18 protein-coding genes are annotated in these 24,326 nt (G+C 60.9%); 5 read left to right on the forward strand and 13 right to left on the reverse strand.

Annotation, left to right across the window (positions count from 1 at the left end):
- Positions 1-41 precede the first annotated feature (41 nt).
- Entirely contained in the window at positions 42-884 is an 843-nt protein-coding gene (locus HWX91_RS03560; RefSeq protein ID WP_025496135.1) for an EcsC family protein, read from the forward strand.
- On the opposite strand, the gene HWX91_RS03565 is transcribed toward HWX91_RS03560, so the two are convergent.
- From HWX91_RS03565 to HWX91_RS03575, 3 genes are all read right to left on the reverse strand, one after another.
- The gene (locus HWX91_RS03565) at positions 854-1,828 is read right to left on the reverse strand and encodes an alpha/beta hydrolase (protein ID WP_028200599.1); all 975 of its coding nucleotides are present in this window, start codon (positions 1,826-1,828) and stop codon (positions 854-856) included. The genes HWX91_RS03560 and HWX91_RS03565 overlap by 31 nt on opposite strands.
- Positions 1,829-1,949: 121 nt before the next feature.
- Positions 1,950-2,384, reverse strand: coding sequence for a CHRD domain-containing protein (locus HWX91_RS03570; RefSeq protein WP_025496137.1), 435 nt, complete (start codon positions 2,382-2,384; stop codon positions 1,950-1,952).
- Positions 2,385-2,572: 188 nt separating this feature from the next.
- Positions 2,573-3,700 carry a porin gene (locus HWX91_RS03575; RefSeq protein WP_028200598.1) on the reverse strand — a complete coding sequence of 376 codons (1,128 nt, stop codon included), beginning with the start codon at positions 3,698-3,700 and terminating at the stop codon, positions 2,573-2,575.
- Positions 3,701-4,202: 502 nt separating this feature from the next.
- On the opposite strand from HWX91_RS03575, the gene HWX91_RS03580 reads away from it, so the two are divergent.
- Positions 4,203-5,138, forward strand: a complete 936-nt coding sequence (locus tag HWX91_RS03580; RefSeq protein WP_028200597.1) for a LysR family transcriptional regulator — start codon at positions 4,203-4,205, stop codon at positions 5,136-5,138.
- 221 nt (positions 5,139-5,359) lie between these two features.
- Here HWX91_RS03580 and HWX91_RS03585 read toward each other — a convergent pair whose 3' ends face one another.
- From HWX91_RS03585 to HWX91_RS03610, 6 genes are all read right to left on the reverse strand, one after another.
- Complete coding sequence (locus tag HWX91_RS03585) at positions 5,360-9,208, reverse strand: ATP-binding protein (protein WP_390417638.1); 3,849 nt, start codon at positions 9,206-9,208, stop codon at positions 5,360-5,362.
- Positions 9,205-9,951 (reverse strand): aquaporin Z, encoded by a 747-nt coding sequence (gene aqpZ / locus HWX91_RS03590; protein ID WP_028200595.1) that lies wholly within the window; start codon positions 9,949-9,951, stop codon positions 9,205-9,207. Before aqpZ ends, HWX91_RS03585 begins: the two co-directional genes overlap by 4 nt.
- A 243-nt stretch (positions 9,952-10,194) precedes the next feature.
- Positions 10,195-10,839, reverse strand: coding sequence for a response regulator (locus tag HWX91_RS03595; protein ID WP_025496142.1), 645 nt, complete (start codon positions 10,837-10,839; stop codon positions 10,195-10,197).
- A gap of 111 nt (positions 10,840-10,950) precedes the next feature.
- On the reverse strand, positions 10,951-11,643 hold the full coding sequence (locus HWX91_RS03600) for a response regulator (protein ID WP_028200594.1): 693 nt from the start codon (positions 11,641-11,643) through the stop codon (positions 10,951-10,953).
- 156 nt (positions 11,644-11,799) lie between these two features.
- Positions 11,800-12,447 (reverse strand): response regulator, encoded by a 648-nt coding sequence (locus tag HWX91_RS03605; protein ID WP_174459567.1) that lies wholly within the window; start codon positions 12,445-12,447, stop codon positions 11,800-11,802.
- 375 nt (positions 12,448-12,822) lie between these two features.
- Entirely contained in the window at positions 12,823-14,139 is a 1,317-nt protein-coding gene (locus HWX91_RS03610; protein WP_028200592.1) for an MFS transporter, read from the reverse strand.
- 98 nt (positions 14,140-14,237) lie between these two features.
- Here HWX91_RS03610 and HWX91_RS03615 point away from each other — a divergent pair, with 98 nt between their 5' ends.
- Positions 14,238-15,131 (forward strand): LysR family transcriptional regulator, encoded by an 894-nt coding sequence (locus HWX91_RS03615; RefSeq protein ID WP_025496146.1) that lies wholly within the window; start codon positions 14,238-14,240, stop codon positions 15,129-15,131.
- Positions 15,132-16,111: 980 nt separating this feature from the next.
- Here the strand turns inward: HWX91_RS03615 and HWX91_RS03620 are convergent.
- Positions 16,112-17,752, reverse strand: a complete 1,641-nt coding sequence (locus HWX91_RS03620; protein WP_028199108.1) for a methyl-accepting chemotaxis protein — start codon at positions 17,750-17,752, stop codon at positions 16,112-16,114.
- 304 nt (positions 17,753-18,056) lie between these two features.
- Between HWX91_RS03620 and HWX91_RS03625 the strand changes: the two genes are divergently transcribed.
- Positions 18,057-18,857: a bestrophin-like domain gene (locus HWX91_RS03625; RefSeq protein WP_028199107.1), complete on the forward strand. Its 801-nt coding sequence runs from the start codon at positions 18,057-18,059 to the stop codon at positions 18,855-18,857.
- Between the two features lie 30 nt (positions 18,858-18,887).
- Here the strand turns inward: HWX91_RS03625 and HWX91_RS03630 are convergent, their stop codons facing one another.
- The 3 genes from HWX91_RS03630 to HWX91_RS03640 all read right to left on the reverse strand — a co-directional run bounded on the left by HWX91_RS03630 (position 18,888) and on the right by HWX91_RS03640 (position 21,145).
- Complete coding sequence (locus HWX91_RS03630) at positions 18,888-19,034, reverse strand: hypothetical protein (protein ID WP_156034545.1); 147 nt, start codon at positions 19,032-19,034, stop codon at positions 18,888-18,890.
- Between the two features lie 260 nt (positions 19,035-19,294).
- A complete protein-coding gene (locus HWX91_RS03635; protein WP_028199106.1) occupies positions 19,295-19,834 on the reverse strand; it encodes a single-stranded DNA-binding protein in 540 nt (179 codons plus the stop codon).
- A gap of 123 nt (positions 19,835-19,957) precedes the next feature.
- A complete protein-coding gene (locus HWX91_RS03640) occupies positions 19,958-21,145 on the reverse strand; it encodes an MFS transporter (RefSeq protein WP_169741873.1) in 1,188 nt (395 codons plus the stop codon).
- A gap of 283 nt (positions 21,146-21,428) precedes the next feature.
- On the opposite strand from HWX91_RS03640, the gene uvrA reads away from it, so the two are divergent.
- The gene (gene uvrA, locus HWX91_RS03645) at positions 21,429-24,302 is read left to right on the forward strand and encodes an excinuclease ABC subunit UvrA (protein ID WP_028199104.1); all 2,874 of its coding nucleotides are present in this window, start codon (positions 21,429-21,431) and stop codon (positions 24,300-24,302) included.
- Positions 24,303-24,326 lie beyond the last annotated feature (24 nt).

The following is a 24,326-nucleotide window of genomic DNA, read 5'->3' on the forward strand; positions in this document are numbered from 1 at the left end:
AATCGACTGAAGAATGGAAACACATGACGCCAGGGAGGCACATGGAGCAGAGTTCGCTCGCAGCACATTCATTATCGGACGACGATCTGAGCGCGTTGCGACGCGCGAAACACGAGTTGGAGAGCCCCGCGCTGGCGATGAAACTGGCCAGCATCGTCGGCGCGCCGCTCGAAAAGCTGCTCTCGCGCATACCGGCTTTTGCCAACGAAAAGGTCACCGATGCGACAGAACTGGCACTGCGCAAGTGCCTCTCGATCGCACTGCGCACCTTGGGGCGGCAAGCGGGCGCCTCGCCGCTGATCGTGCCCGACAAGCCGAGCAATCTGCTGCACAAATTCGCCGTGGCCACGACGGGTGCGGCCGGCGGCGCGTTCGGTCTGTTCGCGCTGCCGGTCGAGTTGCCCGTCACGACCACGCTGATGTTCCGCTCGATCTGCGACATCGCGCGCAGCGAGGGCGAGGATCTGGCGTCGATCGACACGCAGTTGCAATGCCTCACCGTGCTCGGTATGGGCGGCACCTCGAAAGCCGACGACGACGCCGACTTCGGCTACTTCATCATGCGCGGCGCGCTCGCGCAGGCGGTGTCGAAGGCGTCATCAGAAATCGCGACGAAAGGCTTCACCGCGCATGGCTCCGCCGCCTTGCTGCGCCTGCTCAATACGATTGCCGCGCGATTCTCGGTGCAGGTGAGCGAGCAGATCGCCGCCAAATCGATTCCGGCGATCGGCGCAGTGCTCGGCGCGATGGTCAATACCGTGTTCATCGACCACTTCCAGCAAGTCGCGCACGGCCACTTCACCGTGCGGCGGCTGGAGCGGCAATACGGCCAGCAGGCAGTGGAGAGCGCCTATCAGGCGATCGACGTCACGCTGGACGGTTGAGCGGCTGTGCCACGCCCGCCCGTTGTACTCGTCACGCGGCGCACAAATGCCGCGGCGCGGTCGAGCGCGCGGCCTCCTTCCGGGATGAACGGCGTGAACAACGGCCAGACGTGCGGCATTTTCTTCCACACTTCGAATTCGCAGTCGACGCCTGCGGCGCGTGCGTTATCGGCGACGCGTTGCGAGTCATCCAGCAAGACCTCCGTGCTGCCCGCCATGATGAAGAGCGGCGGCAAGCCGCGCAGGTCGGCATAAACCGGCGAAGCGTACGGATGCGTAGCCGGGGCGTCACCGAGATAGACCTGCGCGGCGCGAGCGATCGCGGGGCCGCTGAACATCGGATCGAGACCGTCATTGTTGCGGATCGAGGCGCCGGCGGCGGCCAGATCGGTCCATGGGGAGAACAGCAAGCCTCCAGCAGGCAGCGGGTCACCGGCATCGCGCAAGGCAACAAGCGTGGCCAGCGCGAGGCCGCCGCCCGCCGAGTCGCCTGAAATCACGATCGACTCGGGCGGCGTGCCGTCGGCCACCAACCGCCGGTAAGCCGCGGTCGCATCATCGAGCGCAGCCGGGAAACGATGCTCCGGAGCAAGCCGGTAATCGAGCGAAAAGACCGGCGCGTTGGCACGCGTCGCCAGACCAAACACCAGCGAGCGATGCGTACGCGGCGAGCAGAAGTAATAGCCACCGCCGTGGCAATACAGCACGGTCGGATGGGTAGGGGCGCTCGAAACGCCGTCGACGCGTTCGATCCACTCGCCCTGCAGCGGCCAATCCTTCGCCTCCTGCAACTCCCGCAGACGCCAGCCAGCGGGTACTTTCGGCGACCAGACGCGCTTGGCGGTCAACGCGCGTGCCTTCTCGACATTGATGTCCGGTTTGAGGGTTTGCGGCCGGAACTGTCTGCGCAGATACCAGCACGCGAGTGCACTTTGCCAACTCATCGGGACACGCTCCTTCGCTAGTGTCCCGCCATGGTACGTGCGTTCGCCGATGCGTCGGTGGACGGTGGCTTCTAATCCTGAACAAGCGCGCGCCACCGCGCCGACCGGATGTTTCTCCTATCTAGTTCGCCGGCAAGATCTGCCCGCGAATTTCACCCATCGGGTTCTGCGCGGTATGAACATTGAAGTACCACTGGCCCGCCATCAAGTCCGTCACCTGCTGCTCGGAGAGCGCCGCCGATCCTTTGATCGGACTTGCCAGCGCTTCTTTCCCGACCGGCACCTGGACCTTGGCGTTCTGCCCGACCGGCGCGGGGCCATGGAAATGTGCGGCGGTTGCCGGACCGCTCAGCCCCTCGTAGGTCACAGTCCATTGCAGGGTTTTGGTCGACGTATCGAACGTGGCGTTCAACAGACCGTGCCCGTGGCTCACTCGCGGCGGCACTTCGCTCGACGGCTCGAGGTCCGCTTTCAACGCCACCGTATCCGCGAAGGCGACACCCGACGCCAACGCCCACAACACCACAGCCAGATTCAGCTTTCGAAGTGCAATCATCGTCTTCTCCGGACTTGATGCACCGCCGCACCGAAAACCCGGATGCGCGCGGAGCCACCAAATACTAGTGCAAATCCGTCGAACACGTTTGTATCTGGGGACACCCGACGCGACGACGATGCGCAATCGCATCTGCCAATAGAAAAAAGCACCGCGAACGGTGCTTTCTCTTCCTGCAGCAAGGCGTTTTAGAAGCGGTGACGAATACCCGTCGTCACCAGGCCTTGGCTCCTGCCCGACGACGGCGCATCGGTACCGAACACTTGCGATCCAATCTTGTTGCCCTTCGCGCCAACTTGCGCGACGCCTTCGAGGTACAGGTCGGTACGACGCGACAGCGCATAGTCAGCCTGCAGGCCGATCTGGTTCCAGTGGCTCGAACCGTTGGACACGCCCGGCGTGTTCTGCAACGCCTGCATGTACGTGTACGCCGCACCGAACGACAACGCCGGCGTCAGGTTGTAATGCGCGTTGACTTCGTAATTGCTATAACGCACCGACGCGTCATTGGCGACAAAGTTAAAGCGGCTTTGCGTGTACACGAGGCCAACCGAAGCCGGGCCGAATGTGTAGCTACCGCCGGCGCCCCACGTACGCTGCCGCTGACGCTCGCCCGCCACGCCGATGGTCGGCGCGCCGTCCTGGACCGCACCGTTCGCGTTGCCGCCGAGACCTTGAACCTGGCGATAACCGGCAGCCAGCTTCAGGCCGCCGTTCGAATAACCCATAGCCGCACTGTAGGCGCGATCATTCGCGAAAGCGCCGGCCTGGTTGGAAAAGCCATACAGACCGCTGAACGAGAAACCGTCATAGTTCGCGCTCTGGTACTTCACCGAGTTGTTGATGCGCATCGATGCGTTGGCGTTGTCGTTGTCGCCGAGATGGGCGAGATACACACCGCCCCAACTGCCGGTTGCGGTCAACGGCCCGACATAGTCGACCATGGAGTCGTACTGGCGACCCAAGGTCAGCGTGCCATAGTTGCTCGAAACGCCGACAAAGGCCTGGCGGCCGAAGCTGCGGTTACCTTGCCCCGTTGTGCCATTGGCAACGTTAAAACCGTTTTCCAACGTGAAAATCGCCGCGTAACCCCCGCCGAGATCTTCACGACCACGCATGCCCCAACGGCTGCCCGACGCATTGCCGCTCGTCACGCCGAACGACGCGGCATGCTTCGGCGTATCGCCGGGGGAAACTTCGTTTTGCACATATGTGAAGCCAGCATCGACGACACCGTACAGCGTCACGCTGCTCTGCGCATGGGCGGCGCTAGCGAACGTCGCGGAAACCGCCGCAAGGATCAGAATCTTTTTCATGATGTTCCAGATAACGTGTGATTATTGAGTCCTCGACTCGATTTATTTGCACAGCACGATTGCAGGCTCGGGGCGGCTTCATTCACAGCGACCGCTGCAGACGGGCTTGATTTGCAGGGCGGAGTTTAGGTGCCCAACTTTCAGAGACACCACGCGTGTTCGCACAAAATATTTTTTTACTTATTCGAAAGATCGGTATCGCAATATTGGCGAGCCTTGAGCCACAAGGCCGTCGATTTATCTCGTTTAATATTTAGCGATGCTTATCTAATTAAAACGTTGCGACTCTGCGACATCGTGCGTTCGGAAGTCTCATCATGGCTATTCGGCCGGTTCTTTTACCAGGCAGTTTGTTTGGCGATTACGATGCCCATCTGTTACAGCCAGCATTAGCACTTCGCGTCACGGAGCACCGCCGCAAACGGCACGGTTTCTCTCCGCGCTCAACCGAACACCAGCAGTTCCATGAGCGCAGGCGCTCCCGACCAAGTCCACTATCACGATGAACCAACTGCAGGCCATGCGCGTCTTTCTGAAAGTCGCCGAAAGCGGCTCTTTCGGACGCGCGGCTGCGAGTCTGGACATCTCCAATGCAGTGGTGACGCGCTATGTCGCGCTGCTCGAAACGCACCTCGATACGCGGCTTGTCAACCGGACCACGCGCAGCCTGTCGCTGACCGAAGCCGGGCTCGCCTATGCCGAAGGCTGCCGGCAGCTTCTCGATCAGCTGGATGCCATAGAGTCCCGCGTTTCTCAAAGTGCGACCGATCAATCCGGTACGCTGAAACTCGTGGCCGTCGCGTCATTTTCGCTATTTGCGTTGACGCCGCTACTGCAGCGTTATCGCCAGCAGTGCCCACGGGTCAAACTGGCGGTCACCCTGCTGCACCGGCCGGTCGATCTGGTTGAAGAGGGTTTTGACGTCGGCATCGTGGTGCCGGGACAGGTCAGCGGTGGCACGTTGATCAAGCGCGCTTTGTTCAAGGTCCGTTCGGTGGCGGTTGCATCGCCCGCCTACCTCGCCGCGTCGGGCAAGCCATCCACCCCGGCGCAACTTGTTGCGCACCCTTTTCTGGCGCCGTCATCCAGGATTCATAGCGCAGAATGGTGTTTCGTCGGCGCCGACGGAAAAGAAGTCACCGTCAAGATGAAAGCCAGCTATGCGGTGAACAACGCGGTGATGTTGCGCCAGGCGGCGCTCGCCGATATGGGCATTACGATTCTGCCGGAAAACCACGTCTCGGCGGATCTGACGAACGGTACGCTCGTGCAGGTGCTGCCCGATTACCGAATCAAAGATGCTGACAAGGAAGTTTCGCTGGTGTATCCCGGACGTCGGCATGTATCCGCTACGACGCGCTCGTTTGTGGATTTCACCGTCGACTATTTTCGGAGTAGAGCCGGCGCGAACCTTTCATCGATATTTACGAACAGTTAATTGCGCATTTTGTAGTGAATCTTTTGCGCTGTCCCGATTATGCTTCCGGTTGCGAGAAGTGACTCCTTCATCGAGGGATGTCTCCAAATCTTTAACGCGGCTTCGGCCGCGTTTTTTTTCGCCTGGACGGATCGTCGTCTGGTTTAGCGCTTAACACGCCAATCCGGTCGCTCAAACGGGGCAACAAGGCCTCATAGTGCCGCAGCGTGAGGCGACCAACGTCATGCGAGCAGTGCAGCCTGCTCCTCGATCCCATCCAGCATGGCATGGCATTTGCGGACCAACTCCAGTCCCTCGCTGCGCAAGCGTTCCGGTGTCTTGATGGTGATGTCCCGACGATAGTCTTCCAACGCGCCAAGCAGCGGCGGATACCGCAGCACGCTCGCCGCCCCCGCCACGCGATGATGCCACTCGCGCAGACGCTCGACTTCGACGTGCTCAAGTAACGGTAACAGCGCCTGCACGTCTTCGCGTACTGAAGAAACGAACGAATCGAGCAATGCCTTGACCGTCGATTCGCTCCCCCACAGCTGCGTCATGTGACTCAGATCGACTGGAACGAATGGCTCGGGGGCGCTATGCGTAGCCGCGCCGGAAATTTGCACCACGCCGACGGTTTCAGCCGGTGCGGCTTGCCACGCGCTATCCGTGCCAAACCACCGGCTTAGGTAGTCGCGCAGCGTGGCAAGCCGCGTCGGCTTGACGAGGCAGTCATCCATGCCCGCGTCACGGCATAACTTCAGGTCTTCAGGCGCGGTATTGGCCGTAATTCCCAGGATCGGCAGACGGCGTGCGCCGCCGCGCTCCTGCTCCCGAATACGCCGCGCCAGTTCGTAACCGGACAGGTTTGGCATGTGGCAATCCGTGATCAGACATCCATAGCTGGTTTGTTCCAGTGCGGCCAATGCCTCGGCGCCGTCGTTCGTCACATCGCAGGCAAAACCGAGCAATGCCAATTGATGACGGATCAATTCCTGATTGACCGGATGGTCTTCGGCAACCAGGATCAACCGTCCGCTGGCAATGGCCCGTTCGCGGTCCGGTGGTACCGTGGTGCCTTCACCCGTGCTCGACTTGACCCCAGATCGCGACGCCACCGGCGGCAAGCCAGTCATCGCCGCCGCGCATGCCGCGCCGAGACCGCGCCACGAAATCGGGTTGATACTGACGCGCACGTTGTTCTCAAAAATACGGTAGCCCGTCGGCTTTGGCTTTTCTGTCAGACGAATGATCCGCAAATTGGAGTCGACCTTTGCCGGCAGCATCACATCTTCGCTCGCGAAAATCATATCCACTCCGCCCAGTGCAGCCGGATCACGCTGTTCGACCGCACGCGGCGACACTTGCCGCAACTCGAGTCCGAGGGCCTGGCCAAAATTCATCAGCGCCTGCGCGACTCGCGCGTCGCCCGTCGCTACAACGCCACGCTTGCCGCGCAGGCCGCTCAGGGAGTAATGCTGCGATTCCACAGGCATGGTTAGACGTACTGTCATACGTGTACCGACCCCAGGTTCGCTACGCAATTCGAGCGTGCCGTTCATCAGGTCGATCAGCTTTCGGCAGATCGTCAGGCCAAGACCCGTACCGCCGAAGCGGCGAGTGGTAGACGTCTCCGCCTGCACGAACGGCTCGAAAAGCCGGGCTTGGACCTCTGGCGCAATGCCGATGCCCGTATCCTCGACGGTCATCTCAAGCGTCTGGGCGTTGCCGGACTGATCGACCATCGCAACCTGCACGTCGACCTCGCCCTGCGGCGTAAACTTGATGGCGTTGCCGAGCAGATTGAACAGAATCTGCCGCAATCGCACGCTGTCGCCACGTAACGTAGCCGCAACCTCAGGTGCGATATCCACGCGTACTTTCAACCCCTTCTCGTGCGCGCGGCCCGCAAGCAATCCAACCGCGTTGTCGACCAGCTCGCGCATGTCGATCGGTTCGGCTTCGATCGTCAACCGTCCCGCTTCGATTTTCGAATAGTCGAGCAAGTCGTCCAGGATCTGCAGCAGCGCGCCAGCCGACTCATGGATCATGCTCAGCATTTCCCCTTGATCCGCATCGAGTGGCGTGCGTTCCAGCACCTCGACGAGACCGAGCACGCCGTTCATTGGCGTACGGATTTCGTGACTCATCATCGCGACAAAGTCGTCTTTTGCGCGCGAAGCCGCTTCGGCCACGTCTCGCGCCCGCGCAAGTTCCTCAGAGCGCGCGTGCTCAACGCTCGCATCAACCCAGTAGCCGCTCCACACAACGCTGTCATCCTTTTCGCGGCGTGGCACCAGCTCCGCGCGCGCCCACCTGAGCTCGTCATCGACTTTGAAGCGAAATTCCATATTCACCGGCGTCGCGCAACGCGCGGATCGTTCCAGCTCGGCCAGCACGAAATGCCGATCTTCCTCACACACACGTCCGAAATCGATCTCTTCGTAACTCATCGACGACGCGCCGTTGCCACCCAGCAGATGTCGCGTGTCGCCGCCGATATACGGAAACGAATAGGTACCGTCCGCGGTGCGGCGCAGTTGAAATACGACGGCCGGCAATGAGTGAGTTACGTCAAACAGGCGCCGTTCGGTTTCGCGGGCGAGCATTTCAGCACGCCGGATATCGGTAATGTCGACCATCGTGCCCAGCACGCAACTCGGCCTGCCGTCGCTGTTGCGACAGATCCGTGTCCAGAACAGACCGTGCCGCAGATCTCCGGCTCCGCGCTCGAACTGGAGTTCCGCCTGGGCGATCTCACCACCTGTCAGCATCTTGCGCGTGAGTTCATCCAGAACGTGACTGTTGGCTTCGCCCCAAGTCTGGACATCCACGGCCGTGCGCCCGATTACTGCTTCACGGCTTAGGCCACACGCCTCTTCATATGCCCGGTTGATTGCGATATAGCGCCCCTCCAGATCCTTGGCAACAAGCGGATAAGGAACCATCTCCATCATGGTTTCCTGGAAATTCAGTTGTAGCTCAAGCTCGCGTTCGGTCTGTTTGCGCAGCCTGACTTCACGCTTCAACAGCAAATAGGCGCGCAACGTAACCAGCAGTACGAGGCCGATGCCGATTAACAACGGCAGAAGGCGCACCGCGGTCACGCTCCACACGCCCTGCTCGCCCGCGCTGCCGGTCACCGGCTGTTGCCGGGTGCGCCGCTTCTCTTGCGGTGTCGGAACGAGCGGGCGCGCAGTAAGCGTCGCTTGCGGGTCGAAATTGCCGGATAGCCAGCGTGCGCGGATCGCCGCATCATCGGCCGGATTCATCGCCGCGAGCGCGCGGTCGAGTTGGTCACGCAACGCCACGTGGTTACGTGGCACAGCAAAGCGTAAGTCAGCAAGTCTGTTGCGCTCCTCGAAAGCAACTTGCAGCCCGCGAAATTCTTCGGCGCTCAGCGCGTACTGAATGGACGGTGTGAAGCCAAAATAGGCGTCGGCGCCACCTTGCGCGACCGCCTGCAACGCGGCGTGTGTAGTGGTGAAAATCTCGAGATGGGCGCGTGGGAAGCGTTCGCGCAACGAGCGTTCCAGCGCAAATCCTTTCTCGACCGCGAGGCGCGCACCCGCAAGCTGAGCGGCGTTCACATACACGGCGCCGTTGCGACGGACCACGACCGATGCAGACGCCTGGAAGTACGGCGCAGTAAAGCTGAAACAACGTTCCCGTTCGAGTGTGCGAGCGAGACTCATGACCAGATCGACGTCGCCTGCGCAGGCGGCGGCCAGCAGTTGTGGCATGTCAGGGAACGTTTTCGGCTGAATCACGACATTCGGCCCAACCAGCATGCGCAGATAGTCGGCGCTCAAGCCAGTTGGCTCACCGTCCTGAAGCCCGTCAAAGGGCAACCAACCACTAGCCAGAACGCCAATGCTCAAGCTGGCAGGAACCGCGCCGCCCGCTGAAGGATACGGTCCACCCGTGGCCGGCTGGGCTGCCGCCGGCTGCATCTGCATGCCAACAAACACCAACGCTGCAAGCAGGCACCGCGATACACGCCCCAGCATCCGCCTCATCACGACACCGAGCACGACACCACGCAGTAGTTTCGTGAAAGGCATCATGAAATGACATGTGGCGGCGCTCACGCGACCTCGCCCTGACCAAGAGCGAACGAGGCCGCGTACCGTCGGGACTTGCAGCACAGAAATGAAAACAACGCACCTGCGGCAACGCCACCCAGCAAAGGCGCCGCCCAGAACAGCCAGAGCTGGTCAAGCGCCCAGTTGCCGACGAACAGGGCCTGACTGGTTGAGCGAGCAGGATTGATGGAGCCATTGGTAACCGGAATCGATACCATGTACACGATCGTCAGACACGCACCGATGACGAGCGGCGCGATCTGCCTCGACCTTCGCCGACTGGCCAACATCAGGCTCGCCATGACGAACGCGAACGACAGAACAAGCTCGATGACGAGCGCGGAATGTAGTTGATAGTCGGCAGGAGAATGATCGCCAAAACCGTTCGCTGCGAATTCGCTCGCGGCCAGGTCAAAACCCGGACGGCCGCTCGCTACATAAGCGAGCAGTCCCGCAGCTGCAGTCGCTCCGAGAATCTGGGCGGCGATATAGGGCAGCAAGTCCCGAACCGGGAATCGTTGTGCGACCGTAAAACCGATCGTGACTGCAGGATTAAAATGCGCGCCGGAGAGGGTGCCGAACGCATAGCTCGCAGTGACAAGCGCGAGGCCGAACGCGAGCGACATCTCAAGCACACTGTAGCCTTGCTGGGGCGCGCCAGTGTTCAATACGACGCTGCCGCAGCCGATGAACACCACCCACGCCGTTCCACTCCCCTCGACCAATAATCGCTTACCTAACGCTACCATTCCGCCCCCAGTCTTTGTTCAAATGGCAGACGGTGCATCACTCCAGCCGTTGAACATCTGCCCGAATTTTCCTGGCCCGGCAGCGCACAGCATCGCGAAATAACAGCTTTCGTCATGCGAGTGTTGGAAGTCGAGCCACAGTCAACTCAGAACTATGAAACGGTAACGTCGCGCAACCAATCAGAAGACTCCTAAAGTCGTAAGGAGCATTGACTGTCCAAGGATAGTTCTCTCACGCGGCTGTCAGGTTAAGCCTATCTGTCGCGCGTAGTCGATGAGGTCGTTTTCTGTTTCGAGACCGAGCTTGCGCATCGCGCTACGCTTCTGCGTGCTGATGGTCTTACCGCTACGTTGCAGACGTACCGCAATCTCATGGACTGTCAGACCCTGCACATATAGCTGGAAGACCTCCCATTCGCGTGCACTTAGCACGCCAGCGCGCGGCTGCGGCGGCGCATCGGATGTGTCTATCGCGATGCGTGCCTGATCAGACAGATAAACGCCGCCGGCGACGGCTGCCTCGATAGCTTCGATCAACGACCTGGCGGTGTCGCGTTTGTCGATGATTCCGGCCACGCCCAGGTGCAACAAACCGGAAAGCATGTGCGCATGACAAATCATCGTCAGGATAACGACGCTGGGGTGCGGGCGAGCCCGGAACAGGCGGCGCAGGAAAGATACGACGTTGCTGGCTCCGTCGATGCCCGGCATGCCGATATCCGACACCACGACGTCGCACGCATGGGTGTCGAGCAATTCGGCCAGCATCTGGGTATCAACCGCCTCGCCGACTATCTCTATGTGAGGGACCGATTGCAACAGGCGCATCACGCCAACACGAACGCAATCGTGATCGTCGGCCACGATGACGCGGATTTTTTGTGTCATTTTTTGTTGTGTTATCGACTGGCACTCCCTGCACGCGACGTGCCTCCCCGGGATATGCCAAGTGCATCTTCTGTTCGCCACGCCACCGGACCGGCGTGACGTCCCATCGGCTTAACGCCGGTTTTTCAGGCAGTCTTCAGAGACCACGCCGTGCTCGACGGCGAAGCGGAACAGTTCCGCGTCACTGTGCAAACCGAGCTTGCGCATCGCGGTACATTTCTGTGCGCTGATTGTCTTGACACTACGCTCAAGGCGGCCGGCAATCTCCGTCACACCAAACCCGGAAGCGTATTGCGTGAACACCTCAAGCTCACGACGCGACAACATTTGCCGGACAAAATCGAGGCGTTGCGCGACCGTCGCGTCGGCAATCAACGATCGCACCGCAGGTCCGAGGTAGCACTCATGAGCCAGCGCGGTGACGATTGCCACATGAATCAGATCGAGCCGGTCGCGTTTGCTGATCAACGCGTCGACACCGAGCGCGATGACCTTCTTCAATGCGGCCGCTTCGGTTTCCATCGTCAGCACGACAAGTGCAACCCCCGGAAAGCGGACCTTGAACTGCCTGACGGTTTCCAGCGCACTGTCGCAGAAACCGCATGGCATATAGAGATCCATCAGAACGAGGTCACACGGAATACGATCGGCTTCTGCGAAAAGTTCTGTTGCGTCGGCAGCACGGCCGACGATCTGCATGTCCGGATAGCCCGTCATCAGATTCTCGATTGCCAACAGAACCAGTGGGTGATCGTCTGCGATGATGGTTCGAACAGGCGTGCTTGAGTCAGCGTTTTCGTTCATTGTCTTTTTCTCCCCCGTACCTTGATTTCCTGTCGCTCTCTCCGGAGCAACTGGCCCTGTCGCGATCATTCAACATATTTCGGAGGATAAAAATAAGAGCGCTCCGAAATAGTTCAATCAAATCGCATGAATAATTAATTAGCTATGCGATTTAACTCACATAACGCCATGCGCACGAATATAGGCAAAAAGACCGGGGTCGTTGGTGACGCCGAGTTTAGTCATTGCTTCGCGTTTTTGACGGCTAACCGTTCGGCTATGGCATCCGAGCGCTACCGCGATCTCAGGAATCGATAAACCACGCACGAACATTCGTATCACCTCTGCCTGCTTGCGCGACAAAGGCAAAACCGGTGGCGGTTCGCATGCTTCGTCGCCAGGCTTGGCGAGCGCTTCGACGACGGAGCGGCCGACGTACACCTCCCCCTTGCCGCTTGCTTCGATCGCTTGCCAAAGCTCGTCGGTCGTTTCCATCTTACTGAGCGTACTGATCACACCATCTGACACGATAGCGCGCAGAATCTCGGTGTTCGTCAGAGCTGTCATCACGACGATGCGCAGTAATGGCCATGCACATCGGATTCGCCTGACAAGATCAAGACCGTCGTCGACCGCGCCAGAGACCTCCGGCATCGTCAAGTCGGTGACTAGCACGTCGCAAGGCGTGCTCTGCAACAGTTTGATCAACGAACCAGGCGTAACCGCCTCACCGACAATAGTGACACCGGCGTGCATTTCCAGTGCAGTCCGCACGCCAAGCAAAACGAACGGGTGGTCGTCCGCCAGAATGACTCGAAGATTCACGATTATTTCTCCCGATTGTTGTAGGTGTATTCGGCGAACATGCAAGGAAAATCCCGCTCGCTTCGCACTTGCCTGATGGCCGCCCAAGCTGGAATGGCGAGTCAAGGGCGGCCATAAAACCACTGCCGCATTGGGGAGAAAATCGGAACGTTCTGAAACCGGCAGACGATTTGATAGTCCATTGCGGCACTATCAAAGTAGGAATACATAATTATGCGAAGCGAATATGCGACAGTTTTCTCTCGCAGTTTTTCTCCGCTGTTTTATTTCCGACCAGAAAGCAATACAGCGACGGGAGCGCATCCCGTCGCTCCCGTCGCATGAACAACAACAAATGGGGCCGGCAGCTTCATGCCGTCGGTCGAGCTTGCCTCATCAGGTGGCATCGCAAGCGCGCACTCCTGCCGGCTTGCTTGCGCGAGCCGCGCGCGGAAACACCGGCAGCGCGAGCAATGCGCACATACTGGCTATCGCCCACACCATCGGCCACGAGCCCACCGACAACAACAGCGGAATCGCGAGCGGCGTCAGGAACAGCGTGAGAAAAACACAGGTGTTGCCGATCGCGAGCGCGGTACCTGCCCGGCTCGTCCCCGCAAGCGTTGCGAGCTCCGTGAAGGCCACGCCATGCCATGCGGACGCGCTTACACCACCCAGCACGATCATCAGCGCGAACACCGCAGTCATCGCCGCGTGGTGCATGCCGGCGAGTCCCGTCAACAGCGCAAGCGAGGCGAACAATACCGCAGTCAGCACACTGCAGGCGCGCATGTAGGCACGTCGATTACCGCGGCGATCGGTCCACGCTCCACTCCAGACCCGTGCAATCGCGGCGCCCAGTTGCACCGCAGCCATCGTTATGCTGATCGCCAGCACGCCCGCGCGGCTGAAGTCGTGAAGGAAGACGGTCCCAAACGTCACGACAGCAAGCTGCGGCACGCATAGTGCACCCGCGCCGAGCGCCACTCGCCATATGCTCACGTCACGGAGCGGCGAAACCTTCGCGGGCGCGGCACTCGCAATCGCCGCGTTGCGAGCCGTATCCGCGCTATTGCCTGTGGCATGCGAAGGCTCATGCAGCCAGCACCAGGCAAACACCGCGGTAATCGCGCACGCAAGGGCCAGCACCGTGTACGCGCTGGCAAAGCCGAATCTCGAGGCGAGCACCGGCAAGATCAGCGCGCCCAGACCACCGCCGGCCGGCACCGCGGTCTGCCGGATGCTCATCGCGAGGCCGCGCTCGCCGTCGCGAAACCAGGCCATCACCGCGCGGCCACTTGAACCGTTGACGCTACCGCCGAGCAGGCCAACCAGCAGCAGGCCGAGCGCGAGTGTCGCCATGTTCGGCACATGCGTGCCCGACGGCACCACGAACAACGCCAGCCCGGCCAGCGCCGCGGCAGTCGAAAGAAGTCCGAGCAACAACACGCGGCGGTCGCCCCAACGGTCGGTCAGAAGTCCCCATGGCAGCTCGCTGACCGCGATGCCCAGACCGAGCATACCCAGCACCAGCCCGAGCCCTTCGTTGCCGAGGTGATAACCCGAACGCAAGAAGACCGCTGTGGTCGGGATCCCTGAGAAAGCTGCCGAAAAACTCGCGTTCGCCGCAAAACCGACACCCAGCACCTTCCACCGATGACTCGCCGCACGCTCGCCTTGGACCTTCACGGCCGCAACTGAATCGCTTCTCATGACAAACTCCGCAATGAATGAATTGGGGGTATCCTACGGCTAGGTCAACCATCGGAAAAGCCGGAAATTCAGATGACTTCCATCGGATATACCGAATCATGAGTCAACGCGGATTTGATCTGACACAGTTGCGCACTTTTGTCGCCGTCGCCGAATCGGGCAGCATCTCGGCGGCTGCGGAGCGCGTGTTCCTGTCGCAATCGTCGGTGAGCGAACAGTTGAAGAAGCTTGAGGAGCGCGCCGGCCAGCCACTCTTTGTGCGCAGCAAGCAGGGGGTGTCCGCCACGTCGGCTGGCAGCCGCCTGCTCGATCACGCGCAACGCATCATCGCAATGAGCGAAGCGGCGTTCGAAGACCTGCAAGGCCGCTCGCTTGACGGTGAGCTGCGTATCGCGATCACGGACTACTATCGTCCGCTCGACATCGCTCGCATTCTCAAGCTGTTTTCGGAACAGCATCCGCGCCTGAAACTGCACGTCACCGTGCTGCCGAGCGCTGTGATCGACAGCAGTGCGGGCGACGATGCGTCGTACGACATCGGCCTCTCGTTGCGGCTCGTCACCGGGAGCGCGCGCGCCACCGGCCGGCGAGCAGGCGTTGGTGTGCAAAGCACCGTGGTGCGGCGCGAAAAACTGCTATGGGTCTGTGCGGCCGATGCCAGTCCGCGGCCGGGCACGCCTTATCCGCTGGTTTTACTGCCGTCGAGTTGCCAGTTGCAGCGTTTCGTTGTGAAGCTCCTCGACGAACACAAGGTGCCGTATCTGGTGTCGCATTCGGCCTCCGGGGTGGCAGGGTTGCAACTGGCGTTGAGGGCTGGGTTGGGTATTTCCTGCCTGAACGAATCGTCGATTGGGGGAGGGGTAGTGGCCTGCCCGGCGAGTGTCGGGTTGCCTGCGCTGCCTGTTGTGGAGTTTCATTTGTTGCCAGGGCGAGTCGGCGAAAGTGAGCGCGTTAGTAATGCGCGCATGGCGTTGATGCGGTTGTTTAGTTGACGCCTTGGGCGTCGGGGCTTGGTGGTTTTTTGGCTGTTCGGCGGTTTTGGTTTTTTTTGGATGTTGCCTTGCTGGGAGCTGTTTAGTTGTTGGTCTTTTGGCCTTTCCTTGATTTGTTAGTGGTCTATTGGCGTTGCCCCTGTGCGGGGCGGCACCTACTTTTCTTTGCCTGCCGCAAAGAAAAGTAGGCAAAAGAAAGCGGCTCACACCGCTAATTTTTAAGCGGGTCCCCCGCGCAGTAGCGGTAGTGGTGCATCTGGAATCTGTCGCCTCGCACATTCCGCTTTAGTGACAAGGCAGTCATACCTCCGGCGGCGCTGCGCGCGCCGATACCCAGTTTATAAAACCGGCCGCCGGATTTTCGCTTTCGCGGTTTGGTCCGTTCCCAGCTCGCCGTTGCGTCGCTGCCACCGGGCTGCGATTTCATTCTCCCGTTAGTCCCCGTTCCCCGATTCGCCGTTGCCTCGCTGCTCGCTCGATGCCGTTTCGCTCTCGCGCGTTTGCCCCCGTTTCCTGACTCGCCGTTGCCTCGCTGCTGCAAGCACAACCGCGGCAACGATCGCGATTGCACCGCGAATGCGACGCACCGACATCTTCTTTGAACTGGGTGTCGCCGATCATGGCGGGAGCGCCGTGCCGAGGCGAAGCTGAAGGCTCCCGCTACGCGAAGCGAGGCCGCTGGTTTCCCTGGCAGACCCGTCCGCGACGCACGCAGTGCGGAGTGGGAGCTGATGAGCGCCTTGTCGCTAACGCGGAGTGCGCGGGAACACAGATTCCAGATGCACCACTACCGTGGCTGCGCGGGGGACCCGCTTATGAGCTGGCGGTGTGAAGCCGCTTTCTTTGCTTACTTTCTTTGCGGCGGCAAAGAAAGTAAGTGCCGCCCCGCACAGGGGCAACGCCAATAAACCACTAACAAATCAAGGAAAGGCCAAAGATCCAGATCAACAAGAAAACCGCCGACCAGGCAAACAAAACCATCACCCCCCTACAACCCCACTCAACTCCCCGATCGCCGGCGCAGCCCCCAATCCCCCTCGCCGACCGGCAAAAGAAGAAACACCACCCCCCGTCTGGAAGACCGCCACAGCCGAAGTCAACCTGCGAGCCTGCTCCTCCAGCGAACTAGCCGCCGCAGCAGCCTGCTCCACCAGCGCAGCGTTCTGCTGGGTCACCTCATCCATCTGGGCGACGGCCAGATTCACCTGATCGATCCCTGTACTCTGCTCAATCGCCGCCGCGGCAATCTCACCCATGATCGAACTCACCCGGGAAATCGCCTCGACAATTTCAGTCATCGTCGAGCCGGAACGTTCGACCAGTTGCGAACCGGCCTGCACCCGCGCCGTCGAAGCATCGATCAAACCTTTGATCTCCTTGGCCGCCGCCGCGCTTCGCTGTGCCAACGAGCGCACTTCGCTCGCCACCACCGCAAAACCACGCCCCTGCTCGCCCGCACGCGCGGCTTCGACCGCAGCGTTCAGCGCCAGAATATTGGTCTGGAATGCGATCCCTTCGATCACGCCGACAATGTCGGCAATCCGCCGCGAGTCGTCGACGATGCCATGCATCGTGCCCACCACCTGCTCGGTCAGGTCCCCACCCTGTGCCGCCAGGCTTGATGCGCCCTGGGCCAATGAACTCGCCTGTTTCGCGTTGTCCGCCGTCTGCTTGACCGTCGAAGTCAGCTCTTCAATGCTGGCCGCCGTTTCTTCAAGCGACGCGGCCTGCTCCTCGGTACGTTGCGACAGATCGGTATTGCCCGCCGCAATCTCGCTCACACCCGTATCAATCGACTCCGTGCCGTGACGCACGGCATTCACCGTCTCGATCAGCGAGTCCTGCATCTTGCGCAACGCCGCGGCGAGACGGCCCATTTCATTGTTGCTCGTCACGTCGATCTGGCCGGTCAGGTCCCCGTTGGCAATTCGCTGAAACTGCGCAATAGTCGCGTCGACCGGACTGACAATGGCCCGCACCATAATCGCCCGCCCAACCAGGGAGCCCAGCAACGACAAGCCCATGCCGACCGCCACCGCAATGCAGATCGCGTAGAACAGATCCTGCGCGTCCTGATAGCGCTGGGCGCCATGATCGAGTTGCAACTGCTCGAGCGTAAGCATCGCCTTTTCGTACGCGCTATAGAGCGATGGCAGCTTGTGTGCCTGCAACTGCTCGAATGCGGTCTTGTCGCCCGACTTGAGCGCGGCCAGCGCCGGATCGACCCCCTCATGCAGGAAAGTGTCGCGCTTGTCCTGCATGTCCTTGATCAAACGTTGTTCGTCGGCATCCGTGCTCGCACGGCTCAGATAGTGGGCAAGACGATCGTTCGACGCTTTCTGGTACTGATCGAACCGCTTGAGCACCGCGGTCGCGCCGTCCTGATCGTTCAGGTCGACCAACGACGCATAGGTCGCCAAAGCCAGACGCAGGCGCAGCAGTTGTCCGGCGCTGCCTTCGAGATCGGCGACTGCGGGCGTGTCCACGGTGTACATCTGCTGCAGCGACGCGTTGCTCGAACGCAACGACAACAGTCCCGCAGCGGCGCCGAACAACAGCACCACGCCAAAGAACACAATCATCAGGGTCAGGCAGGTTCGAATCGACAGATTTTTCAGCATCGGGCTGGTCTCCATTGGGCTGCCTGGCTGGATGTTCAGAGAATTAGCCTCGGCCACGCGTGCTGCGCCCAAGCCCATCGGCCAGGCCCGCAACTTTTGTTTGAAATTTAAGCGAATGCCACATAGAGGGTCTACGGCGGGATTACAGAAAACTTTATGGTTGGTGACGCATGCGTTTGCGCTGCCTCAACCTCCGAGCGGAAGTCGGCGGCCGCTCGCGCAAGGACATTTGCGGGACTACCCGGGTGGTCGGCGAACGGCGGTTGGTAGAAAGTAACAAGGCGCGCGTTTCCGGAGCATTTCTATGTCAGAAATAGGCTCGGCTCTGCTGGTTTTCGCTTTGTTGCTTGTCGGTACCGGCTTTGGCGTGTGGGTGCGACCGTTGCTGCCCGAGGAGCACAAGGCGCACGAAACCGTGCAACTCATCCAGTTGGTTATCGGCATGCTGGTGACGTTCGCCGCTCTGGTGCTCGGACTAATGACGGCATCGGCGAAAACCAGCTTCGATACCGAATCGAATGATCTGCGCACCTTCGCGGCTGACCTGATCGAATTCGACACGACCATGCGGGAATACGGCAGCGATACGGATGAGGCCCGGCATCTGCTGCGCCTCTACACCGCAGCCGCGATTGCATCGACATGGCCAGGCGAGGCGGCTCCGACCGGTGACTATCCGCGGGACATCGGAACGCAGGACAACACGCAGAAGCTGGAGAACGTGCGGCTCGGCGACATGCTGACCGCCGTGGGCCGGCAGTTGCGGCAGCTGAGAGCGCACGATCCGTTAGAACAGCGCGCGCTCAATGATGCGCTGACGCAATACCGACGAACCGTGGATGCCCGGTGGAAAATCATCGAGGAAGCGCACAGTTCGATTTCCCTGCCGTTCTTCGTGACGCTGACCTTCTGGCTGTGCGTGATTTTTCTCAGCTTCGGACTGATCGCGCCGCGCAACGCGCTGGCATTGGTCATGATCTCGCTCGGAGCAGTTTCTATTGCTTCCGCGATCTATGTGATCGTCGACCTGGATACGCCGTTTTCCGGGCCGATTGTGATTTCCAGTTCGCCGATGAGAGATGCGCTGGAGCACCTCCGGCGGTGAGGGATTCTTGCTGACGAAGCTGAGCTGTGATTACCCGGCGATGCTGTCACTGTTGTCAGCTTCCCGGCCGGCAACCAGCAGGTCGTCGGAATAGTCGATCGTGTAGGCGTAACGCACCTTGGCGTAAGTCGCGAGCGGTTTGCCGACCTGCTTGCCCGCCGGGTTCGAAAGCTTCATCGGCGGCCCGGCCAATGCCGTGAACCCCAAGCCGTCCGCGCCGAGATAATGAGGCGCAGCGCTCGACGGCTGCTCCAGCGCAAAGTCGACATAGCACCGATGCGCAGTATCGACATTGAGGTCGATCCTGACGCGATGATCGCACGTCGGAAAGATGGCAGCGACACGGCCAGGGCATGATGCGTGTCGATTTTCATAGACACGAAAAACCCCGCACGAAGGCGGGGTTGATCGTTACATTCTGTGGTTACGCGTAAACCTCAAAACGGAATATCGTCGTCCATCTCGTCAAAGCCGCCGCCGGCCGGCGCGCTCGGCCGGCTCGAACCACCGCCGCCACCGCCGCTGCCGCCACGCGAAGCGCCGCCGCCCGAGACCGCACGGCCGCCACCACCGCCGCCGCTACGCTCCGACGGCTCACCGCGGCTGTAACCGCCTTCGTCGCCACCGCCGCCCATCGAGCCGCCACGGCCACCCAGCATTTGCATCTGCTCGGCGACGATTTCGGTCGAGTAACGATCGGTGCCGTCCTGAGCCTGCCACTTGCGGGTGCGGATGCGCCCTTCCAGGTACACCGACGAGCCCTTCTTCAGATATTCGGACACGATTTCAGCCAACCGGCCGAAGAACGACACGCGGTGCCATTCAGTCGCTTCCTTCATTTCGCCGGACGCCTTGTCCTTGTACCGATCCGTCGTTGCAAGGCGGATGTTCGCCACTGCGTCGCCACTCGGAAGATAACGGACTTCCGGATCGGCTCCGAGATTGCCGACGAGAATGACCTTGTTCACGGATGCCATGAGTTTCTCCTGTTGATTCCGTTGCGGGCGGCGCGGCAACACACGATTCACGTCTCAAGCCAGCGGGCCGGAGACCGGAACTGCGCCTCAGCCCGCCGCCAGGTGAGTTCTGAGTGAGCCTTTTTACGCCTTGCGCGGCGGCTGCTTCATCTGTGCGGCGATTATAAGCCAGCACAAAACAAGCCCCGAACAAGTGAAGAAAACAGCGCTCTGACCGTCCACTTTCAGCAGCCAGCCGCCGACCACGCCGCCCAGTGCAAGACCGATCGACTGTGTGGTGTTGTACACGCCGGCCGCCGCGCCCTTGCGGGTGCCAGGCGCCAGTTTCGACACCAGCGAAGGCTGCGACGCTTCAAGAATATTGAAGCCCAGAAAGTAGACAAAGAGAATCGCCGCCACACTCAGAATCGTATGCGGTGCGACGCCCAACAACAACTGTCCGATCAGGATAAGACCGATCGCCGACAGCAGCACGATCTTCATTTTTCCGCGCTTTTCCGCCGCGATGATCGCCGGGACCATCATCACGAACGAGAGGCCCATCACCGGCAGATACACCTTCCAGTGCGACGCGACCGGCAGGCCGCCGGCCTCGAGAATACGCGGCACGACGAGGAACAACGCCGTTTGCGTGGCATGCAGCACGAGCACGCCGAAGTTCAAACGCAGCAGCTCGACGTTATGCAGCACCTCGGCGAACGGCGCGCGCACGTGCACCGGCTTGGGCGCATCGGGCACGACCCACAGCACGAGACCGATCGCCAGAATCGAGAAGATGCCGACCAGCGTGAACAGGCCACTCATGCCGACCCACTGGAACACGATCGGCGCGCCGACAATCGCCGCCGCGAACGAAATGCCGATACTGCCGCCGACCATCGCCATCGCCTTGGTGCGATGCTCTTCGGAGGTCAGGTCAGCAATAAACGCGATCACCGCGGACGACACCGCGCCCATGCCCTGAATTACCCGGCCAACGATAATCCACGTCATGTCGTGGGCGCCCGCCGCGACGAAGCTGCCGAGCGCGAAGATCAGCAGGCCGGTCGCAATGACCGGTTTGCGCCCAACCTTGTCGGAAACCCAGCCGTAGAAGATGTACAGCATCGACTGCGTCACGCCGTACGCACCGAGCGCGATCCCCACCAGCAGCACGTTGTCGCCGCCAGGGATGGTCTTCGCGTAGATCGAGAACACCGGCATGATCATGAAGAGACCGAGCATGCGCAGCGCGAAGATAGCGGCAAGCGACACGGTCGCGCGCATTTCAGGCGCGCTCATGCGTGAGGATGTAGCAGACGGATTGGACATCGGGAGCGTTCTTTGAATGAGCTGGGCGGCAAGCATGCGGCGCGGCATTCGGGCCGGCGGCCTTGCTACACGCCCGCCTGGAGCCTCGCGGCGCCTTGTACTCGCGGAAATCGGCCCCAGTTAGACCTCTTCTCCGCGGCGCTGGACCGCTGCCTTACAGCTTGCCTCATGCCTTCTTCGGGCTGTCAGGAAGCCGTAACGGCGGTCTTGAAAAGTCGTTATAGTAGCAGGTTTAGCCTCCTCCTCTTTCCGCCAGGTCACGGGCCAAGTCTTGGAATAACGCGTGGAACAAATCCGTATCCGTGGGGCTCGCACCCACAACCTGAAGAACGTCAATCTCGACCTCCCACGTCACAAGCTTGTCGTGATTACGGGCCTGTCCGGCTCGGGTAAATCGTCGCTCGCGTTCGACACGCTCTATGCGGAAGGACAGCGGCGTTACGTCGAAAGTCTTTCGGCTTACGCCCGCCAGTTCCTGCAATTGATGGAGAAGCCGGACGTCGATCTGATCGAAGGCCTGTCGCCGGCGATCTCGATCGAGCAGAAAGCGACCTCGCACAATCCGCGCTCCACGGTCGGCACCGTCACCGAAATTCACGACTATCTGCGGCTATTGTTCGCCCGGGTCGGCACGCCATACTGTCCGGATCACGAAATTCCGCTGGAAGCGCAAAGCGTCTCGCAGATGGTCGACGCGGCGCTCGCCCTGCCGGAAGAGACCAGGCTGATGATTCTCGCGCCGGTGGTAGCGAACCGCAAAGGCGAGCACGTCGAACTGTTCGAGGAGATGCAGGCGCAGGGCTTCATCCGTTTTCGCGTGCGCTCGGGCGGCGGCACCGCCAATGAAGGCGTCGCGAAAATCTATGAAGTCGACGCGCTGCCGAAGCTGAAGAAGAACGACAAGCATACGATCGACGTCGTCGTCGACCGTCTGAAGGTGCGCGGCGATATGAAGCAGCGCCTCGCCGAATCGTTCGAAACGGCGCTGCGCCTCGCCGACGGCCGGGCCATCGCGCTAGAAATGGACACGGACAAGGAGCATCTGTTCAGCTCGAAGTTCGCCTGCCCGATCTGCTCGTATTCGCTGCAGGAGCTGGAGCCGCGCCTCTTCTCGTTCAACAATCCGATGGGCGCTTGCCCGGAATGCGACGGCCTCGGCCAGATCACCTTCTTCGATCCGAAGCGGGTCGTCGCGCATCCGTCGCTGTCGCTGGCGGCAGGCGCGGTGAAAGGCTGGGACCGGCGCAATCAGTTTTACTTCCAGATGCTGCAAAGTCTCGCCGCGTTCTACGAGTTCGACATCGACACGGCCGTCGAAGACCTGCCGGAGAAGGTCCGCAAGATTCTGCTGTTCGGTTCGGGCAAGCAGGAAATTCCGTTCTCGTACATCAACGAGCGCGGCCGCACTTCCGTGCGCGAGCATGTGTTCGAAGGGATCATCCCGAATCTGGAGCGGCGCTACCGCGAGACCGATTCGGTCGCGGTGCGCGAGGAACTGGCGAAGTATCAGAACAACCAGCCCTGCCCGGCCTGCGCCGGCACGCGGCTGCGCCGGGAAGCCCGTTTCGTGCGGATCGGCTCGGACGGCGACGCGCGAGGCATCTTCGAAATCAGCGGCTGGCCGCTGCGCGACGCGCTCGGCTATTTCCAGACGTTGCGGCTCGAAGGCTCGAAGCGCGAAATCGCCGACAAGGTAGTCAAGGAAATCGTCGCACGGCTGATGTTCCTGAATAACGTCGGGCTCGATTACCTGTCGCTCGAACGCAGCGCGGAAACGCTCTCGGGTGGCGAAGCGCAGCGCATTCGCCTCGCCTCGCAGATCGGCTCCGGCTTGACCGGCGTGATGTACGTGCTGGACGAGCCGTCGATCGGTCTGCATCAGCGCGACAACGACCGGCTGATCGCCACGCTCAAGCATCTGCGCGACCTGGGCAACTCGGTGATCGTCGTCGAACACGATGAAGACATGATCCGCATGGCCGACTACGTGGTCGACATGGGCCCCGGGGCGGGCGAGCACGGCGGCATGGTGATCGCCGAGGGCACGCCGAAGCAGGTGCAGGCGAACGCGGCGTCGATGACCGGGCAGTACATGTCCGGCGCCCGCTGCATCGAATTCCCGGACGAGCGCAAGGAACCGGACGAACGGCGTCTGCGCATCGTCGAGGCGTACGGCAACAACCTGCAGCACGTCTCGCTCGATCTGCCGGTGGGCCTCCTGACTTGCGTGACCGGCGTGTCCGGCTCGGGCAAGTCCACGCTGATCAACGACACGCTGTACCACGCGGTCGCGCATCACCTGTACGGCTCGTCTACCGAGCCGGCGCCGTACGAATCGATCGAAGGTCTCGAGCATTTCGACAAGGTCATCAACGTCGACCAGTCGCCGATCGGCCGCACACCGCGCTCGAATCCGGCCACCTACACGGGTCTGTTCACACCGATCCGCGAACTGTTCGCGGGCGTGCCGGCAGCGAAGGAACGCGGCTACGAAGCGGGCCGCTTCTCGTTCAACGTGAAGGGCGGCCGCTGCGAATCCTGCCAGGGCGACGGCGTGCTGAAGGTGGAAATGCACTTTCTGCCGGACGTCTACGTTCCCTGCGACGTCTGCCACGGCAAGCGCTACAACCGCGAAACGCTCGATGTGCAGTACAAAGGCAAGAACATCAGCGAAGTGCTCGACATGACGGTGGAGAACGCCTACGAGTTCTTCAAGCCGGTCCCGGTCGTCGCGCGCAAGCTGAAAACCTTGCTGGACGTGGGTTTGGGCTATATCCGGCTGGGCCAGTCGGCCACTACCCTGTCGGGCGGCGAGGCGCAGCGCGTCAAACTATCTTTGGAACTGAGCAAGCGGGATACCGGTCGCACGCTATACATCCTGGACGAGCCGACCACCGGTCTGCACTTTCACGACATCGCCTTGCTGCTGGAAGTCATTCATCGTTTGCGAGACCAGGGTAATACCGTCGTGATCATCGAGCATAATCTCGATGTAATAAAGACCGCCGACTGGGTCATCGATCTCGGCCCCGAGGGCGGTGCCGGCGGCGGCCAGATCATTGCGCAAGGCACGCCGGAGCAGGTCGCCAGGTCGAAGGCAAGTTTTACCGGCAGGTATCTGGCGCCGCTATTGAAACGCACTGCCAGCAGAAAGTAACGCAGCACAACACGGGTTGGAGAC

The sequence above is a fragment of the Paraburkholderia fungorum genome (assembly GCF_902833645.1).
Taxonomy (GTDB): Bacteria; Pseudomonadota; Gammaproteobacteria; order Burkholderiales; family Burkholderiaceae; genus Paraburkholderia; species Paraburkholderia fungorum.

Bases quoted from the DNA above. Each gene is read 5' to 3' on its own strand.
- HWX91_RS03560 (WP_025496135.1), top strand. From the start codon at position 42: ATGGAGCAGAGTTCGCTCGCAGCACATTCATTATCGGACGACGATCTG.
- HWX91_RS03565 (WP_028200599.1), bottom strand. From the start codon at position 1,828: ATGAGTTGGCAAAGTGCACTCGCGTGCTGGTATCTGCGCAGACAGTTC.
- HWX91_RS03570 (WP_025496137.1), bottom strand. From the start codon at position 2,384: ATGATTGCACTTCGAAAGCTGAATCTGGCTGTGGTGTTGTGGGCGTTG.
- HWX91_RS03575 (WP_028200598.1), bottom strand. From the start codon at position 3,700: ATGAAAAAGATTCTGATCCTTGCGGCGGTTTCCGCGACGTTCGCTAGC.
- HWX91_RS03580 (WP_028200597.1), top strand. From the start codon at position 4,203: ATGAACCAACTGCAGGCCATGCGCGTCTTTCTGAAAGTCGCCGAAAGC.
- aqpZ (WP_028200595.1), bottom strand. From the start codon at position 9,951: ATGGTAGCGTTAGGTAAGCGATTATTGGTCGAGGGGAGTGGAACGGCG.
- HWX91_RS03595 (WP_025496142.1), bottom strand. From the start codon at position 10,839: ATGACACAAAAAATCCGCGTCATCGTGGCCGACGATCACGATTGCGTT.
- HWX91_RS03600 (WP_028200594.1), bottom strand. From the start codon at position 11,643: ATGAACGAAAACGCTGACTCAAGCACGCCTGTTCGAACCATCATCGCA.
- HWX91_RS03610 (WP_028200592.1), bottom strand. From the start codon at position 14,139: ATGAGAAGCGATTCAGTTGCGGCCGTGAAGGTCCAAGGCGAGCGTGCG.
- HWX91_RS03615 (WP_025496146.1), top strand. From the start codon at position 14,238: ATGAGTCAACGCGGATTTGATCTGACACAGTTGCGCACTTTTGTCGCC.
- HWX91_RS03620 (WP_028199108.1), bottom strand. From the start codon at position 17,752: ATGCTGAAAAATCTGTCGATTCGAACCTGCCTGACCCTGATGATTGTG.
- HWX91_RS03625 (WP_028199107.1), top strand. From the start codon at position 18,057: ATGTCAGAAATAGGCTCGGCTCTGCTGGTTTTCGCTTTGTTGCTTGTC.
- HWX91_RS03630 (WP_156034545.1), bottom strand. From the start codon at position 19,034: ATGAAGCTTTCGAACCCGGCGGGCAAGCAGGTCGGCAAACCGCTCGCG.
- HWX91_RS03635 (WP_028199106.1), bottom strand. From the start codon at position 19,834: ATGGCATCCGTGAACAAGGTCATTCTCGTCGGCAATCTCGGAGCCGAT.
- HWX91_RS03640 (WP_169741873.1), bottom strand. From the start codon at position 21,145: ATGTCCAATCCGTCTGCTACATCCTCACGCATGAGCGCGCCTGAAATG.